Consider the following 15,529-nt stretch of genomic DNA (forward strand, 5'->3'; position numbering starts at 1 on the left):
AAAAATGACTGACGATATTCAAGATTCCGGCATCCACTTCGACAATCCCGAAGATGATCCGGCAATGCTGGAAGCTGGTCGATTACTTTTCACAAAACCCTGTGACTTTATTCTCGGTGCAACAAAAGATGAGCATATCGGGAATTATGGCTTGCCAGAAATAGCCTTTGCCGGGCGATCCAACGTGGGAAAATCAAGCCTGGTAAACGCGTTGACAGGAAGAAAGACGCTGGCACGCACGTCAAACACACCGGGCCGAACCCGCCAGCTGAACTTCTTTGATCTTGGACAAAAGCTGATGCTGGTTGATCTTCCGGGATACGGTTATGCACAGGCGTCAAAATCTGATATCGCCTATTGGACAGACTTGACACGCAATTACTTACGCGGACGCGCAGAGTTAAAGCGCATTTTGCTTTTGATCGATTCACGTCACGGAGCAAAAGACAGTGATCGCCAAATTATGGACGAGCTGGATACCTGCGCAGTTTCCTATCAGGTCGTCATGACCAAAACCGACAAAATCAAACCAACTCCGCTTGCGGAAGTAGAGAAAAAACTTGCAGCAGAACTTGCCAAGCGCCCCGCAGCGCATCCACAAATAATGAAAACATCATCCGCAAAATCACTTGGCATTGCAGAGTTAAGAGCAAGTATCGCTGCTCTGACACAACAAAGCGGATAAAGCTCCATGTTTTCAGTCGAGAAATATTTCGCTATAAGCAGTTAATACAGAACCTATCAAGCACCTTATTCCACAGACAAAATAACGAATTAAAAGGTCACCACGATGACAAGCAAACATGCCAAGGACCCTAGAAAGTGGCTCAGAACAGCCCAGACAATTTCAGAGGCCTTGCCATTTATGCGACGTTATTCCGGCAAGAAAGTTGTCATCAAGTACGGTGGGCATGCCATGGGAGATGCAGACCTTGCAGATAAATTCGCCCACGACATTGTTCTGTTAAAACAAGTTGGGATAAGCCCCATTGTTGTACATGGTGGTGGTCCGCAAATTGGTGAAATGCTGAAAAGACTTGCCGTAAATAGCGAATTTATTGATGGCTTGCGGGTAACAGATGCCGAGACCGTTGAAATTGTCGAGATGGTTCTATCCGGTAAAATCAATAAAAGCATTACGGCTGCAATTAACAAAGCCGGTGGCACGGCTGTTGGTGTTTCCGGGAAAGACGGAAGCCTTATTAAGGCACGAAAACTTCAGCGTACGGTTAAAGATCAGGATTCAAATATAGAAAAAGTTCTTGATCTCGGCTTTGTTGGCGAGCCGGAAGAAATTAATCCCGACTTCCTGCTTGAGCTCGATAAATCTGGTATGATTCCTGTTATTGCTCCAATTGGCTATGGACCAAATGGCGAAACATATAACATTAACGCCGACACAGCTGCAGGGGCCATTGCCGCAGCCGTCGGCGCCTCACGTTTGTTGTTAATGACCGATGTTGCCGGTGTTCTTGATAAACAGGGAACCCTGATTTCAGAGCTCACCATTCCAAAGGCAGAAGAATTGACACAGGACGGAACAATTAGTGGCGGCATGATTCCAAAGCTTGAAACCTGTCTGGAAAGCGTTCGTGGCGGTGTTGATGCCTCCGTTATTCTGGACGGACGTGTTGCTCATTCCATGCTGTTGGAAATCTTTACCGATTGCGGGATCGGTACAATGATCAAAAAAGCCTGAGATCATAAGAATAAAACCTCAACTTTTTGCGAAAATAAAATACCTGACAGGAAAACCTGAACTGATGAGTTACTCTGCATCATCGATATAAAGGGTGACTTGCCAGTCCAGTTCTTTGTCAGAAATTGGAACATCACCGTTTTCGTCGACTTTGATGGATTGTTGTGGAGGAATACCAGCTAATCGTAGCTGGACAATATTGGCCAACTCCATCGAAAATCCAGCCTTCCAGACCAAAGCAACAACCGTTTTTGCTGCTCTGGAGAGGATCATCCTGCGTGCGACAAGCGGTGGCAAATCAGCTACTTTGGCAAGGGCATGGATCGCAAACTCACGGTCACCACAGTGCAGTCTTGTCGTAATGCGATCTTCAGTCAGCTTTCCCGACTTGTGTAATTTTGCAACCTCGGCCTCTATAGCTTTTTCATCTTCATCACTGATATTTTCTTCAAGAACGTTATCTACTTCCATTCGTTTGCGAACTTCCAAACCAATTGCCGTAGAGACTTCCGGATCCAGATCGGGTCGATCCAACAGATTCTCCAAAAGATTTTCAGCTACAAATCCCGCCAGACGTTTAAGTGATAAGGGTGAAAGCTTTGGCCGTTTCACAAGGGGCTTGTGCCAAACCTCAATTCCTGGCGCCTGTTCAACCAACTGATCCAGTGTTTCTTCGCGAATTTGAGCAGATTGATTATCCAACATAGACGCAATGGCGTCATGATCTTTTGTCTCGACAATTGCATCGGTGATTCTCTCGCCAAGATTTGATCGGCGGGATATCGCTTTTAACCTCGATCCACGAACGCCATCCCAAATTATTTTCAGCAGATCTTCGTCTGTTAAAATCGGGGAAGACTGAAGCACAGGGGATGCCACGCTATCAAGATCATCAGACGCGAGCCTGCGCACGATAGACACAGGTATCGTATCCAGCTCCTTAACAGCTTCTGAAATAACTGCCCGGATCTTATCCTGTTGATCCTCAACAAGGATTTCGAGTGTTTTAATAACGAAATCATGTGCTTTTCGTTGTGTTTTTTGGTCTAGTTCAGGCGCCAGCTTACTAATTTTCTCGGCCAGTTCCATTCGAACCTGACCATCTTTATCCTTTGCGAGTAACAGATCAGCCTGCTTTGGTGTCAATGCATTGGAAGCAATTGCCTGACGAACATTAGCATCACCATCATCAGCTAAATAGTAAAGAATTTCAGGTTGAATATCCTGACGGCTCGCCAAAGATAACCTGACATTATTATCCTTACTCTCTGCCATTTTCTTGGCATCTTCGTACGCTAACGCTGGTTGCATTCCTTCACCACCCTTTGAAGAATCGGTTGGCTTTGTCATGAGCCAACCTCATCAATTTTTTCACTAACAATATAAACACCATTTTTACCGGATCGTTTCACCCGATACATCGCTTCATCCGCATGTATTAACAGATCAGCCAAATCCAATTCTTCCCGCGCGGTAAAAAGATAACCACCAACAGAAGCGCTTAAGGACCAATCAGGATCGTCATCTCTGGAAAAGGCCGGAATAAGAGCTTCCAGAAGATCTTGTGCCTTTCCTGTCGCCTCACTTTCTGGAACCGCTGGCAAAAATAAAACAAATTCATCCCCACCCAAACGGGAAATCCAGTCGTTGCGTCTTGTCTTGCTTTTTAGAACTTCGGCAAAATCCTTGAGAACCTTATCGCCTTCCTGATGACCATAAGCATCATTTACATACTTGAAATTATCCAGATCAAGATAGAGCAATAAATGTGTTCTTTCGTCGCCAGCATTATCAGCGATAAAACCATCAAGGAGATGTTCAAAGTGCCGGCGGTTTAAAAGCCCCGTCAGCGGATCTGTACTGGAAAGCGCCTGAAGCTCTTTGTGATGACCAAATTGCTGTAGCGAGATACCAATCTGAACCTGAATTCGTTCAAGCAGTTCGCCTTCACCAGGAGACCAGGAAACCCGACCTCCTTTGCGCCACAAACAAATCGATCCATTCACCTGATCTCTGAATTTGGTACTGACGGCAACCAAAACACCGTCCGAACTGGTTTCCTGATAAACAGTTTCCCCCATTTCCAACGCGGCTTGTACCCGGGCGATAGCATCCAGCTGTAAAGCTTCTCCTTCTTCCGCAACAGGCTGCCAGATATCGCCATCGAAATGGCTTATCATAACGGCATCAACCGGCAGGGCAGGAATAAGACAAGATGCGACAGATACCAGCATTTTCATGGGTACCATTTCACTGCGCGCAATCTCTAGAATTCGATTATAAACCCGCTCACGATGGATTTCATTTGCCTGCAGTAATTCATCATGCCGCAGCTTTGTAATATCCCGGCAGAATCCACGATTTCCATGCCAGGTTTCATAATCTCCCCAAAGCGGCATGGAGGTAACAAGTAAACAACGCTCATCACCAAAACTGTCTTTCACCCATATCTCTTCTTCCTCGCAGGGAACTTTGCAGGAAAAAGGATTGGTCATGATTGATGATGGATCAGCAAACAAATTAATTGCATCTGACCCTGCTAATTCAGCAGCCGAGAATCCGACCCCTCCTTCCGGAGTAATAAAGCTGATTTTACCATCTCGATCCGTTTCCCAGGCAAAATCACACGCGGCTTCCAAAAGATCACGATAACGTTGTCTCGATTCAATAAGCGCGGCACGAAGATTTCGTTCAAGGGAAATATTACGACCGAGCAAAAGCGCCGACGCTCCATCTGCCCACGGTAATAGAGCGAGATCAAACGCCCCCAGAACGCGACTTGCCTCGTCCTGCCCTTCGCGTACAAGTAAAGGGTTAACCTGCGCTGCGCGACCACTCAGCGCGGATTGCAGTGCATCATGATACTCTTCTGATCCACCACGCTCAATAAAAGTGCACAGTAAATCGGCTTGCTCATTCGCACTGGAAACAGTCCCATTTCTATCAACAAAGAGTACAGCCCCAGGAAAGTCTGAAAAGGGCCCGCCAGGAATTGTAACACCCCATTGTTCCTTATCGGTTTTATTCGGCAAATTACCACTCTTGTTCATGTTATATTTTTTCTCGTGATGCTTTCTCAGCAGCTCACAAAAGTCATTATTGTCCAAGTCTAAATCACCACAGTTAACACCGACTTAAACTTCCAATTTTGTAAAATTTAAATATGCAAATGCGATTCTTTCTTGGCTAATAGCAAAAATCTTACTAGGCATTCTCTATTGGAAAGTGAAACATTTGACAGTTTGGAAGTAACAAAATGGCAAGTTTAGACGACAGAGATGTTTGGCTATTTGATCTCGACAATACACTCTACCCCGCTTCGTCCAATTTGTTCGGACAAATCGAGAAACGTATGGGAAGTTTCATACAGAAATTTTTGGATCTTGATCCTGTTGAAGCTAAAAAAATTCAAAAAGATTACTTTCATCGATATGGGACAACGCTCAAAGGTCTTATGGTCAATCACGATTTGGCTCCTGACTGCTATCTGAATTACGTACACGATATCGACTTTGGCGTGATTTCCCCCAACAAAGCTCTCAGCGAAGCTCTTGCCAATTTACCCGGTAGAAAGCTTATCTTCACAAATGCATCCAACATCCATGCTGCAAACGTGATGGATCGTTTGGGTGTTCGCCATCATTTTGAGAATATTTATGACATTGCCGATGCTGACTATATTCCAAAGCCAGCACAGTTTCCCTATGACGATATCATCAAAAAACATGGCATAGATCCAAAGCGTTCAGTATTTTTCGAAGATTCCGCCAAGAATCTGAAACCTGCTGCCGAGATGGGCATGACGACCGTCTGGATTAAAACAGATATTGACTGGGCATCGGTTGGGGCTACGGATGAAGAAGGTAAAGTTGCAGATTTCATTCATCACCACACTGATGATCTCGTTAAATGGTTGAATGCTTTATAAAAATTGAAAAAATCATTCTCAACGAATGCGATAGAAACAGTTGAAGTATCGCACCTTTAGTCGGCCGATTAAGTGGCTGAATCGTATAACATCCGCTTCAGGGCCTGTAAGCGTTTGACAAGGGAATAAGCTCTGCCGCATTGTCCCCTCCAAAGCCGTGAGGGCTCAATCCTATAATTAATCGACGATGGGACATATCAATATGAACGCTGATATCCAGAATACCATTGAAAGTGCCTGGGAAAACAGAGACCAGATAACCGCCGCAACAACAGGTGAAGTTCGTGAAGCTGTAGATGAAGCTCTTATGCTTATGGATTCAGGCCAACGTCGTGTCGCTGAAAAAGGCCCCGACGGCTGGATTGTTAATCAATGGCTGAAAAAAGCTGTCCTGTTATCATTCCGCCTCAACGACATGTCCCTTATTGCGGGAGGGCCGGGCGAATCAACAAACTGGTGGGATAAAGTTCCTTCTAAATTTGAAGGCTGGTCTGGCGAGCAATTTGCCTCTGCAGGTTTCCGTGCCGTTCCCGGCAGTATCGTACGCCGTTCGGCTTATATTGCCCCAGGTGCTGTCCTGATGCCTAGCTTTGTCAATCTTGGTGCCTATGTTGATAGCGGTACCATGGTTGACACATGGGCAACTGTTGGTTCTTGTGCTCAAATTGGAAAGAATGTTCACCTATCCGGTGGGACAGGTATCGGCGGCGTTTTGGAACCTCTACAGGCTGGCCCGGTCATTATTGAGGATAACTGCTTCATTGGCGCCCGTGCCGAAGTTGCCGAAGGTGTTATTGTCGAAGAAGGTTCCGTCCTCTCCATGGGCGTTTACATCGGGGCATCCACCAAAATTATTGACCGCGAAACCGGTGAAATTTTCATGGGTCGCGTTCCCGCCTATTCTGTGGTTGTTTCCGGTACACTTCCTGGCAAACCTCTTGCGGATGGAACACCAGGACCAAATCTTTACTGTGCTGTTATTGTTAAGCGTGTTGATGAGCGCACGCGTTCAAAAACATCCATCAACGATCTCTTGCGCGACTAACCCGACCGGAGCGAAAATCAATGACTGTCGAGAACCCTGCCTCTGCCCTTGAAGTCAGTCAGGCACTGATCCAATGTCCCTCTGTTACGCCAGAGGAAGGCGGGGCTCTCGATCTCATGGAATCACTTTTAAAACCGCTTGGGTTTGAATGCTACCGTCTTCCCTTTAGCTGTGAGGAAACCTACGGCGTTGATAACCTCTATGCCCGCTTGGGAAAGAGTGGGCCTGTATTTGGTTACGGAGGGCATACCGATGTGGTCCCTGTCGGAGATGAAAACGCCTGGAGTGTTGATCCCTTTGGCGGAACCGTGGTTAACGAGAAACTGATTGGACGCGGTACAGTTGATATGAAGGGCTCAATTGGGGCCTATGTCGCAGCATTAACCCGCTTTTTGAACTCTCCTGACGGTCAGAATCTGAATGGTTCGCTGAACCTGATCATTACAGGAGACGAAGAAGGTCTTGGCCTGAACGGTACCCGCAAAGTTCTCGACTGGATGACTGACAAAGGCGAAAAGATGGATGTCTGTCTTGTCGGTGAACCAACCAGCAATGATGTTCTCGGCGATATGGTCAAAATTGGTCGCCGTGGATCGATGAACTTCGCACTGACTGTTCGCGGCATTCAAGGACATACAGCCTATCCGCAACTGGCCAGCAACCCGCTGCACCCCACGATAAACATGCTGCACAATTTATTGCAAGAGCCCTTGGATAGTGGCACAGAACACTTCCCACCTTCCAGCCTTCAGCTAACAAGTGTTGATGTGGGAAATCCTGCAACAAACGTTATTCCGTCAGAAATCACTGCCAATTTTAACGTGCGCTTTAATGATCTCTACACCTCGCAAAAAGTCGAAACCTGGGTAAGGGAACGTCTTCACAGGGCAGATTTTGACTACGATCTGAAAATTCGCGTGTCTGGAGAATCCTTTTTATGTCCGCCAGGTCCACTCAGCGATCTAATCGACAATTCCATACTGGATGTTACTGGCGTAAAAACCGAACTGGGCACATCCGGCGGAACATCAGATGCACGATTTATAAAAGATTATGCGACAGTTGCTGAATTTGGCCTCTTGAACGATACTGCCCACAAAGTGGATGAGCACTGTACAGTCAAGGAACTGGAAGATTTATCCAAAATCTATGAAACGATGCTACGAGGATATTTCAAAGCGTGATCCCAACTCTCGCAGAAATAAAAATCAGTCTCAGTAACGCTCTACAATATATGCGCTTTAACAGCGCGCAAATAATTCCAACATCTGTTACACCAGAGTTTTTTTGGAAATCATTTTTTGCCGCAGTTCTCTGCTTACCCAGCACAATCTATCTAACTATTACCCGGCCACTGGAAACAGCGCCAACCATAGATCTGTTTGCCCTGTTACTTATTGATTCACTTTTTTACATCATTAGCTGGATTGCCTATCCAGTCATGATGCATTTGCTGTTAGTCTTACATAAAAAAGAGAAACAATTTGGTACTTTCATAATCCAGTATAATTGGCTTCAAGTATGGCAATCTTTAATTTTTCATCTCTTGTTTATCCTTACACAAAGCAATTTTTTGCCCGATACCTTGGGTAATTTTCTCTCTTTGATAAGCCTGTTATATATTCTGGCAACACAAGCCTATATGACCAAAACAACTCTAGAAACAGGTTGGTTTTCAGCCACAGCCTTTGTCTTTTTCAACATTGTTCTCGCACAAGCGATACTCGCCCTTCATCAGAACATGATGTATTTGTAAGTATATCAATTGAAGATCAACGATTACTGCGTTGTTGGCTCTTTCCCAACAGTGGGGTCATAAGCGCCATCATCTTCAGATAAAGGATCAAAACCAACCGATACAAAATAAAGTCCCCAAGCTGGAGCCATCTCACCAGCCTGACCACGATCTTTTGCTTCCAAGACACGCTTCAAATCTTCTTTTGTCCACTTTCCAATCCCGACCTTTTTTAAAGATCCTGTGATGTTACGCACCTGATGATAAAGAAATGAGCGGGCAGATAGTTCGATGCGAATTTCTTCACCATGTTGTGTAACAGAGATCCGGTTAATGGATTTCACCGGTGATTTCGCCTGACAATCCTTGGCACGAAAAGACGTAAAATCATGAACGCCGACCAGAATCTGAGCAGCTTCATGCATTGCCTGCACATCCAGTTTCTGGGGAACGAACCACGCTTTATTATGATCAAGAACAAGATGCGCCCGACGGTTTATGATGCGATAGAGATAACTGCGTTCCGTCGCAGAAAATCGTGCATGAAAATCATCATCGACAAACTCTGCGTCCAACACGGCGACCTTGGCCGGGCGAAGATGGAAATTAATCGCTTCCCTGACTTTGTGAGCAGGAAAATCCTTTTCCAAGTCCACAGATGCAACCTGCCCAAGGGCATGCACACCACTATCAGTCCGTCCCGAAGCAAAAATCTGTACACGCTCACCACTGAATTTGAAGATTGCGTCTTCCAAGACTTCCTGCACAGAGATCTGTTCTTTTTGGCGTTGCCAGCCAAAAAAATCTGTTCCGTCATATTCAATGGTAAGCTTATAGCGAGGCATTATTCGCCCTTAACCTCAGATACTTGAGATAAATTTACTCCCTTTTTGAGAGGAAACCCATTCAAGAATGCCTTTCGATCCATCACGCCTTTACCCGGACGCTGTAATCTCTCAATCCGCAGAGCATTTTTGCCACAGGCAACCAATAGATCATTATCAAGTAAAGTTCCCGGCACAGGGTTTCCAGCACTCTCAACAAAAGAAACTTCCTGAACCTTAAAACGATCCCCCTGATAAGTGAAATGTACGCCCGGCCACGGCGTCAAGGCACGTACTTTACGTTCAAGGTTTTGTGCAGGTTGTCCCCAATCCAATTCGCTTTCATCACGAGATAATTTTTGAGCGTAAGTTACGCCGTCTTCGGGTTGAGGGGTCGGCACCAAAGCACCACTCTCTAGTCCGCCAAGAGCTTCAACAATCAACTTACCTCCAAGAGCAGACAGCGCATCGTGCAACGAGGATGCCGTTGTTGTGGATGTAATATCAATCCGACCTTCGAGAATAACATCGCCAGCGTCAAGCTCTTCAACCATTTGCATAATACAGACACCGCTTTCAGCATCACCAGCTTCTATCGCCCTTTGAATAGGTGCCGCCCCGCGCCAACGCGGCAACAACGAGGCATGTACATTTATACATCCCATTTTCGGTGCATAAAGGGCTTCTGTCGGCAGGATCAAGCCATAGGCAACCACCACAGCCACATCAGCGTTATGATTTCTGAAAGCGTCCTGAACATCAGAACTTCTGAATGTTTTGGGTGTAAACACGGGCCACCCCTGATCAGCAGCGTAAGCATGAACAGGTGATAGCTTCTCTTTCTGGCCTCGTCCTGCCGGGCGCGGCGGTTGACTGTAGACAGCAACAATCTCGTGCCCGTTTTCCGCCAGGGACCGTAAACAAGGAACAGAAAAATCCGGGGTTCCCATAAAAACGATGCGTAATGGTTTCATCCCATATTCCTTATTTTCTTTGATCGTGCTATTTTGAAAAGTCCGATTGTGGGAGTGATGAACACGAAGCAGGCTGTTATCCCGCAGCCTTGGCCGCAATGACTTTCTTTAATTTTTTCATGATCATGCCACGCTTTAGCTTTGAGATATGATCGACAAAAAGCACGCCATCAAGATGATCAATCTCGTGCTGGATACAAGTTGCCAAAAGACCATCTGCCTCAAGCTCAACCTTTTTTCCTGCCTCATCAAGGTAGGTCATTTTGATGGCGGTCGGACGTTCCACATCAGCGTATTGTTCCGGTAAAGAAAGACAGCCTTCCTGATAAACCGAATATTCGTCTGATTCCCATGTAACTTCAGGATTTACCATGCAATAAGGCTGATTTTCTTCTTTATCATCACTGACATCAACAACAATAACCCGCTTGGTCACACCAACCTGACAAGCGGCAAGACCAATACCCGGTGCTTTATACATTGTTTCCAACATATTGGTCAGTAGCTCACGAATTTCATCGTTCACTTCTTTAACAGGCTCACAAACGGTCTTCAAAACCGGATCCGGGGCAATGACGATATCAAGAATAGCCATGATTTCTCGCTATTTTCACATATTGAAGTTGATATGCTGATGCCTCTGAATTGATAAGCTTCAGCTCTTTTCTCTTAGGTATTGCCTCATTGCCGTCAGGTCAAGCAAAGCCTGAGGCAAAAGCCCCTACTGACTAAGTCCACAAGCCCATGTTAGACTTATCCTCGAATCGCGAAATGCTCTTTTACACTCAATTGGATAACCTATGGATCTCACTGTTCTCCTGATTGGCGGCACTGCCGGTTTCGGCATCGCACTTATTATCGGTCTTCTTTTAAACCTTAAAACCAGAGGGCAGGTATCTGAACTTGGTGCGTTAAACCAAAGCCTTGCAGACAGGAAGCAAGAACTCTCTCAAGAGCTGGAAAAGCAACAGATTGAATATACAAAACTACGCACGGAGCGTGAAGAATTACACGAGGCCTATATCGATGCGACAACTCGTGCTGCCACTGAAGAACAGAAAGCATCGCGCATTCCGGAATTGACCGATCAAATAAAAACTCTTGAACAGGACAATCTGAATTTACGAAATCTGATGGCGCGATTAGACGCTGAAAAAGCTGAAATGCGGACAATGCTCGCGAAAGAACGTGAAGCACAAACAGAGAAGCTACAGATTCTCGACGAAGCGCGAATAAAACTTACTGAACAGTTTGAAAACCTCGCTAATCGAATTCTAGACGAGAAGTCACAGAAATTTACCGAGCAAAACAAAAAAGGGTTGGAAACGCTTTTAAACCCCTTGAAAGAAAATATTCAGGGTTTTCAGAAACGTGTTGAAGAAACCTATGACAAGGAATCAAAAGAACGCTTTTCTCTGCATAAAGAAGTTCAAAGACTGGCAGACCTGAATAAACAAGTCAGCGAAGATACCAATAATCTGACCAAGGCGCTCAAAGGACAAAGCCAAACCCAGGGCGCCTGGGGCGAAATGATTTTGGAAATGGTTCTAGAGAAGTCCGGCCTGAGTAAAGGGCGAGAATACGACGTTCAACAATCGATGAATACAGAAGAAGGAAAACGTTATCGCCCTGATGTCATCGTTCACCTGCCCAACGGCAAAGACATTGTGATTGATTCAAAAGTATCCCTGACCGCATACGAACGGTTTCATTCCTCTGAAGATGAAGATCAAAAAAGCATTGCCCTTTCCGAACATGTCACGTCGATCCAAAATCACGTCAAAGACCTGTCGCAAAAATCCTATCACGATCTGGAAACTATTCGTTCCCTTGATTACGTCCTGCTCTTTATGCCAATCGAAGGGGCTTTCAGTGCTGCTGTTCAGCGTCAGCCCGATCTGGTCGGACAAGCCTTGGAAAAGAATGTTGTCATCGTGACCCCCTCCACGCTATTGCTCGCCCTGAGAACGGTCGAAAATATCTGGCGTTATGAGGATCAAAACCAGAATGCTCAGAAAATTGCCGAAAGAGCAGGGAAACTCTATGACAAGTTTGTTGGGTTTGCAGAAGATTTGAACAAAGTGGGTGATTTTCTGACCAAAGCCCAGCATAGCCATGATGAAGCCTTCAAAAAACTTTCCAATGGCCGAGGCAATATCGTCAAGCAGGTTGATCAACTTCAAAAAATGGGCGCAAAAACCAATAAAACTCTGCCAGGCAATCTGACAGAGTTTCTGGAAAGTGACGATTCAGGAGATATTCAGCAAGCAGAACAAACACTTCTCGCTGATGATCTGTCTGATCGATAGGTCAATCATTCATGATGCTGAATTAAAGATCTACTCATTAGAAACCCGAAGTTTATAGTCAAAAGAGGCTTTACCTTCAGCAGGGATTTCAAGGGTCCAGATAATTTTGTTCGCCGACTTTTTCTCATGTTTGAGGCTTTCGTTCAAAATCTTCCAGTTTCGGGGCATATTTCCGACAACGTCAACAGACACTGCCTTGTCACCACTATTCCTTAGAGTAATTTCCTGGGTAAGCTGATAGCTACTACGAGAGAGATTTTCATAGGATAGCTGCTTGCCGCTTCCGGTCACCTGATTGGCAGAGCCAATAACCAATTCAACCTCTTCGCCTTTGGGGACTGCTCTCATATGCTCTTCACCCATGAAAATGGATGAATTTGCGTCTTTAACCTGTTGATAAACGCGGATCGTGCCCTCGGGAAGTGGTTGCCCCAACCCTTTATCGTCCGTGTTTTCTGTTTTCAAAACAATGTCAGCTTGCTGACGGCCTGTTTCATCCGCACCGGGATAGGGTTGGATCAACTGTCGAAAACGATAACGTTTTTCAATTTCAACAGCATCATTTTCAAGCAACGTCACCTGTTTTGTTTCGACGCCACCAATATCAATCTTATCCGGTAGGCGATAGACATCCCGATCAGCCACAGACTGTCGTTGAGGCGCTACAGCTTTTGCCTTTGAGTACATCATATCGCTCTCTGCGCTCATCATTGCCATCCGTGGCGCAGGGGCAGGCTGAACACGCTGGACATTACCAGCGACCAATCGAACATCAGCATCAACGAACTCAACGCCTGTTTGATTTGTCAAAGTTGCCATCGCCTTCAATGATAATTTCTCACCCGTGGGATCCAGATCCGCAACATAAGTGACCCGCCAATCCAGACCACCAGTCAGGTAAGTCAATTTAAGATCTTTCTCCCCACCCTTTGTACTATCAATAACAGCAAGTAGTGTAGGACCTGCCCTTAAACCTTCGGGAATTGAATCATATACTAGACGTCCCGAAACCCCGGTTTCAATTTTACCGTCAATCCTGAGCACGACACCTTCACGAACAGCCAATACATCTGCTTTTAATTCGTGTTCTTCGCCCGTTTCCGGATTGGTACGAATCAAGGTTACGGTTTTACCTAAAGAGGCTTCCAATAATCGTTGTGGAGAGAGGATTTGTTGATCGAGACGCTGCTCCCGAACACGAACCCCCTCTCCGGCAATGAAAAGGCTATCAAGTAAAAGATGCGGGCTGACATCTTCCAATGCCAAAGTACTGCCACCAGCTGACAATTTACTACGGCGTGTCTGACTCACTTGCCCTAGATTATTACTGTAGAAAACCAACTCGGTAGATTGATTAGCATCTTCGCCAATTGGAATTTCCTGGGCAACCGCAAGGCTACTACTCGCCAAAACAGTTGCACCAACAAGATAGCTTGTTTGTAAAAATTTAGAAATAATAGTCATCTCTGCGCCTTAGCAAGGTAATAATAGAAGTATCAACAGTACCATCAGATTGGGACAAGAAGATGTCACCATTAAGGTTTAAAAACTATGAGAAAGAAAAGCTCTTGGAAAAGTCCATGATCTCATTCTCAGAAGGACGATTGGCGCCACATTCGTACCCGGAAAGATATCCGCTTGGTTTCCCTGTTTCGATAAATCCAGCTACAGTTTTCTCGGGTATAGATTGCAGAAATGTCCAACACTCTTGATTGGCATCATTTTTCACATCCGCATAATAAAACTTACCATATTTGTTTCGGACAGTTCGAACATCACTGGCTGAAATCTTTTTCCCACTTTCTTTAAATGCGTTCCACCCTTCCATAAAGGTGCCAAATTTCTGAGGGGATGTTTCTTCGCGAAAATGATATGCATGACCAGCAGTTTCAACAAACAGAGAACCGTTTTTCCATTCCCAATGTTCTTGATAAGCGCCATTGTAAGATAATTTTCTGGCAAACAGTTCGGTCGGTTTGGAAGGTTCCCATTCCAGCATCGCCTCATGATGTGGAATAGACTCCCAATCGCTCCAATACTCCTTATTGCCTGTCGTCTGGCAAGCAGCGAGAACTAATAATGAAACTCCTGATAAAGATAATACAATTTTAGACATGTAACCCCACAAATATAATAGACAAACTTCGGCATCTATTGTCGTAATGAGTATTATATCTGCTTGCAATCACTAATTGAGGTTCAATAAAACGATAACCTATTTATTAAAGAGACCTCAGCAAAACGATCCACACTGAGAAAAAAACCGAAATAGTATTTGGCACGAGTTAATTCACGCAAACATATCAAGATCAAAAAGAGAACAAATGAGAGCCAACTGGCAAAAATTATGCAAATCAACTCATAGTTTTATAATGAACGTAACCGCTGTAGAGTTTTGCTGAGGTCTCTTAAAATGATTTAGCTCGTTGATCGCCGAGCTTTCAACGCAGCAGTAAGAGTTCCATCATCCAAATAATCCAGACTTCCCCCGACAGGTACTCCGTGGGCCAATTTGGAAACATCAACTTCATACCCGGCCAGACATTCGGTTAGATAATGTCCTGTCGTTTGTCCATCTACTGTGGCGCTCAGAGCAAGAATAATTTCCTGCACATGCGCTTCACCAGCTCGATCCAACAGCTGATTAACATTAAGTTGTGCCGGACCACGCCCATCTAGGGCGGATAATGTTCCACCCAAGACGTGATACAACCCTTTAAAGGCACCGCTTCGCTCCAAAGCCCAGAGATCACCGACCTCTTCAACCACACAGATTTTACTGTGATCTCTTTTCGGGCTCTGACAAATGGCACAGGGGTTTTCTGTGTCGAGATTACCGCAAGTCTGACAGTTTGTAATGCTAGAGGCAGCGTCAGTCATTGCTTTGGCCAGCGGTAACATCAAACTCTCGCGCTTTTTCATCAAAAAAAGCACAGTCCTTCGCGCTGACCTGGGCCCCAGTCCCGGTAAGCGCGAAAGAAGCTGTGTCAGGCGATCAATCTCGGTTTTAGCCAT

15 protein-coding genes are annotated in these 15,529 nt (G+C 45.3%); 7 read left to right on the forward strand and 8 right to left on the reverse strand.

What is annotated here, in order from left to right; genetic code table 11:
* The first annotated feature begins 4 nt into the window (after positions 1-4).
* Both yihA and argB read left to right on the forward strand, forming a co-directional pair.
* Complete coding sequence (gene yihA, locus D9A03_RS14085) at positions 5-685, forward strand: ribosome biogenesis GTP-binding protein YihA/YsxC (protein WP_120497854.1); 681 nt, start codon at positions 5-7, stop codon at positions 683-685.
* 105 nt (positions 686-790) lie between these two features.
* The gene (gene argB / locus D9A03_RS14090) at positions 791-1,699 is read left to right on the forward strand and encodes an acetylglutamate kinase (RefSeq protein WP_120497855.1); all 909 of its coding nucleotides are present in this window, start codon (positions 791-793) and stop codon (positions 1,697-1,699) included.
* Between the two features lie 69 nt (positions 1,700-1,768).
* Here argB and D9A03_RS14095 read toward each other — a convergent pair whose 3' ends face one another.
* Together D9A03_RS14095 and D9A03_RS14100 are read right to left on the reverse strand one after the other, a co-directional pair.
* Positions 1,769-3,049, reverse strand: a complete 1,281-nt coding sequence (locus D9A03_RS14095; RefSeq protein ID WP_120497856.1) for a DUF2336 domain-containing protein — start codon at positions 3,047-3,049, stop codon at positions 1,769-1,771.
* On the reverse strand, positions 3,046-4,749 hold the full coding sequence (locus D9A03_RS14100) for a sensor domain-containing diguanylate cyclase (protein WP_120497857.1): 1,704 nt from the start codon (positions 4,747-4,749) through the stop codon (positions 3,046-3,048). The genes D9A03_RS14095 and D9A03_RS14100 overlap by 4 nt, the downstream gene beginning before the upstream one ends.
* Positions 4,750-4,955: 206 nt before the next feature.
* Here D9A03_RS14100 and D9A03_RS14105 point away from each other — a divergent pair, with 206 nt between their 5' ends.
* The 4 genes from D9A03_RS14105 to D9A03_RS14120 all read left to right on the forward strand — a co-directional run bounded on the left by D9A03_RS14105 (position 4,956) and on the right by D9A03_RS14120 (position 8,428).
* Positions 4,956-5,627, forward strand: a complete 672-nt coding sequence (locus tag D9A03_RS14105) for a pyrimidine 5'-nucleotidase (protein WP_120497858.1) — start codon at positions 4,956-4,958, stop codon at positions 5,625-5,627.
* 202 nt (positions 5,628-5,829) lie between these two features.
* Positions 5,830-6,672, forward strand: coding sequence for a 2,3,4,5-tetrahydropyridine-2,6-dicarboxylate N-succinyltransferase (gene dapD / locus D9A03_RS14110; RefSeq protein ID WP_120497859.1), 843 nt, complete (start codon positions 5,830-5,832; stop codon positions 6,670-6,672).
* Between the two features lie 20 nt (positions 6,673-6,692).
* The gene (gene dapE, locus D9A03_RS14115) at positions 6,693-7,856 is read left to right on the forward strand and encodes a succinyl-diaminopimelate desuccinylase (RefSeq protein WP_120497860.1); all 1,164 of its coding nucleotides are present in this window, start codon (positions 6,693-6,695) and stop codon (positions 7,854-7,856) included.
* On the forward strand, positions 7,853-8,428 hold the full coding sequence (locus tag D9A03_RS14120) for a hypothetical protein (RefSeq protein WP_162938161.1): 576 nt from the start codon (positions 7,853-7,855) through the stop codon (positions 8,426-8,428). Before dapE ends, D9A03_RS14120 begins: the two co-directional genes overlap by 4 nt.
* Positions 8,429-8,451: 23 nt before the next feature.
* Here the strand turns inward: D9A03_RS14120 and truA are convergent, their stop codons facing one another.
* From truA to def, 3 genes are all read right to left on the reverse strand, one after another.
* Positions 8,452-9,252 carry a tRNA pseudouridine(38-40) synthase TruA gene (truA, locus tag D9A03_RS14125; RefSeq protein ID WP_120497862.1) on the reverse strand — a complete coding sequence of 267 codons (801 nt, stop codon included), beginning with the start codon at positions 9,250-9,252 and terminating at the stop codon, positions 8,452-8,454.
* A complete protein-coding gene (fmt, locus tag D9A03_RS14130) occupies positions 9,252-10,205 on the reverse strand; it encodes a methionyl-tRNA formyltransferase (protein ID WP_120497863.1) in 954 nt (317 codons plus the stop codon). Before fmt ends, truA begins: the two co-directional genes overlap by 1 nt.
* Positions 10,206-10,281: 76 nt before the next feature.
* Positions 10,282-10,800, reverse strand: coding sequence for a peptide deformylase (def, locus tag D9A03_RS14135; RefSeq protein ID WP_120497864.1), 519 nt, complete (start codon positions 10,798-10,800; stop codon positions 10,282-10,284).
* Between the two features lie 205 nt (positions 10,801-11,005).
* On the opposite strand from def, the gene rmuC reads away from it, so the two are divergent.
* On the forward strand, positions 11,006-12,514 hold the full coding sequence (gene rmuC / locus D9A03_RS14140) for a DNA recombination protein RmuC (RefSeq protein ID WP_120497865.1): 1,509 nt from the start codon (positions 11,006-11,008) through the stop codon (positions 12,512-12,514).
* A gap of 30 nt (positions 12,515-12,544) precedes the next feature.
* On the opposite strand, the gene D9A03_RS14145 is transcribed toward rmuC, so the two are convergent.
* The 3 genes from D9A03_RS14145 to recR all read right to left on the reverse strand — a co-directional run bounded on the left by D9A03_RS14145 (position 12,545) and on the right by recR (position 15,529).
* Positions 12,545-13,978: a DUF4139 domain-containing protein gene (locus D9A03_RS14145; RefSeq protein ID WP_120497866.1), complete on the reverse strand. Its 1,434-nt coding sequence runs from the start codon at positions 13,976-13,978 to the stop codon at positions 12,545-12,547.
* Between the two features lie 85 nt (positions 13,979-14,063).
* A complete protein-coding gene (locus tag D9A03_RS14150) occupies positions 14,064-14,630 on the reverse strand; it encodes a hypothetical protein (protein ID WP_162938162.1) in 567 nt (188 codons plus the stop codon).
* Positions 14,631-14,932: 302 nt separating this feature from the next.
* Positions 14,933-15,529: a recombination mediator RecR gene (recR, locus tag D9A03_RS14155; RefSeq protein WP_120497868.1), complete on the reverse strand. Its 597-nt coding sequence runs from the start codon at positions 15,527-15,529 to the stop codon at positions 14,933-14,935.

It is taken from the genome of Kiloniella sp. EL199, from assembly GCF_900313065.1.
GTDB lineage: Bacteria > Pseudomonadota > Alphaproteobacteria > Kiloniellales > Kiloniellaceae > Kiloniella.

Bases quoted from the DNA above. Each gene is read 5' to 3' on its own strand.
- D9A03_RS14150 (WP_162938162.1), bottom strand. From the start codon at position 14,630: ATGTCTAAAATTGTATTATCTTTATCAGGAGTTTCATTATTAGTTCTC.
- truA (WP_120497862.1), bottom strand. From the start codon at position 9,252: ATGCCTCGCTATAAGCTTACCATTGAATATGACGGAACAGATTTTTTT.
- D9A03_RS14145 (WP_120497866.1), bottom strand. From the start codon at position 13,978: ATGACTATTATTTCTAAATTTTTACAAACAAGCTATCTTGTTGGTGCA.
- yihA (WP_120497854.1), top strand. From the start codon at position 5: ATGACTGACGATATTCAAGATTCCGGCATCCACTTCGACAATCCCGAA.
- D9A03_RS14095 (WP_120497856.1), bottom strand. From the start codon at position 3,049: ATGACAAAGCCAACCGATTCTTCAAAGGGTGGTGAAGGAATGCAACCA.
- D9A03_RS14105 (WP_120497858.1), top strand. From the start codon at position 4,956: ATGGCAAGTTTAGACGACAGAGATGTTTGGCTATTTGATCTCGACAAT.
- fmt (WP_120497863.1), bottom strand. From the start codon at position 10,205: ATGAAACCATTACGCATCGTTTTTATGGGAACCCCGGATTTTTCTGTT.
- recR (WP_120497868.1), bottom strand. From the start codon at position 15,529: ATGGCTAAAACCGAGATTGATCGCCTGACACAGCTTCTTTCGCGCTTA.
- dapD (WP_120497859.1), top strand. From the start codon at position 5,830: ATGAACGCTGATATCCAGAATACCATTGAAAGTGCCTGGGAAAACAGA.
- def (WP_120497864.1), bottom strand. From the start codon at position 10,800: ATGGCTATTCTTGATATCGTCATTGCCCCGGATCCGGTTTTGAAGACC.
- argB (WP_120497855.1), top strand. From the start codon at position 791: ATGACAAGCAAACATGCCAAGGACCCTAGAAAGTGGCTCAGAACAGCC.
- rmuC (WP_120497865.1), top strand. From the start codon at position 11,006: ATGGATCTCACTGTTCTCCTGATTGGCGGCACTGCCGGTTTCGGCATC.
- D9A03_RS14100 (WP_120497857.1), bottom strand. From the start codon at position 4,749: ATGAACAAGAGTGGTAATTTGCCGAATAAAACCGATAAGGAACAATGG.
- dapE (WP_120497860.1), top strand. From the start codon at position 6,693: ATGACTGTCGAGAACCCTGCCTCTGCCCTTGAAGTCAGTCAGGCACTG.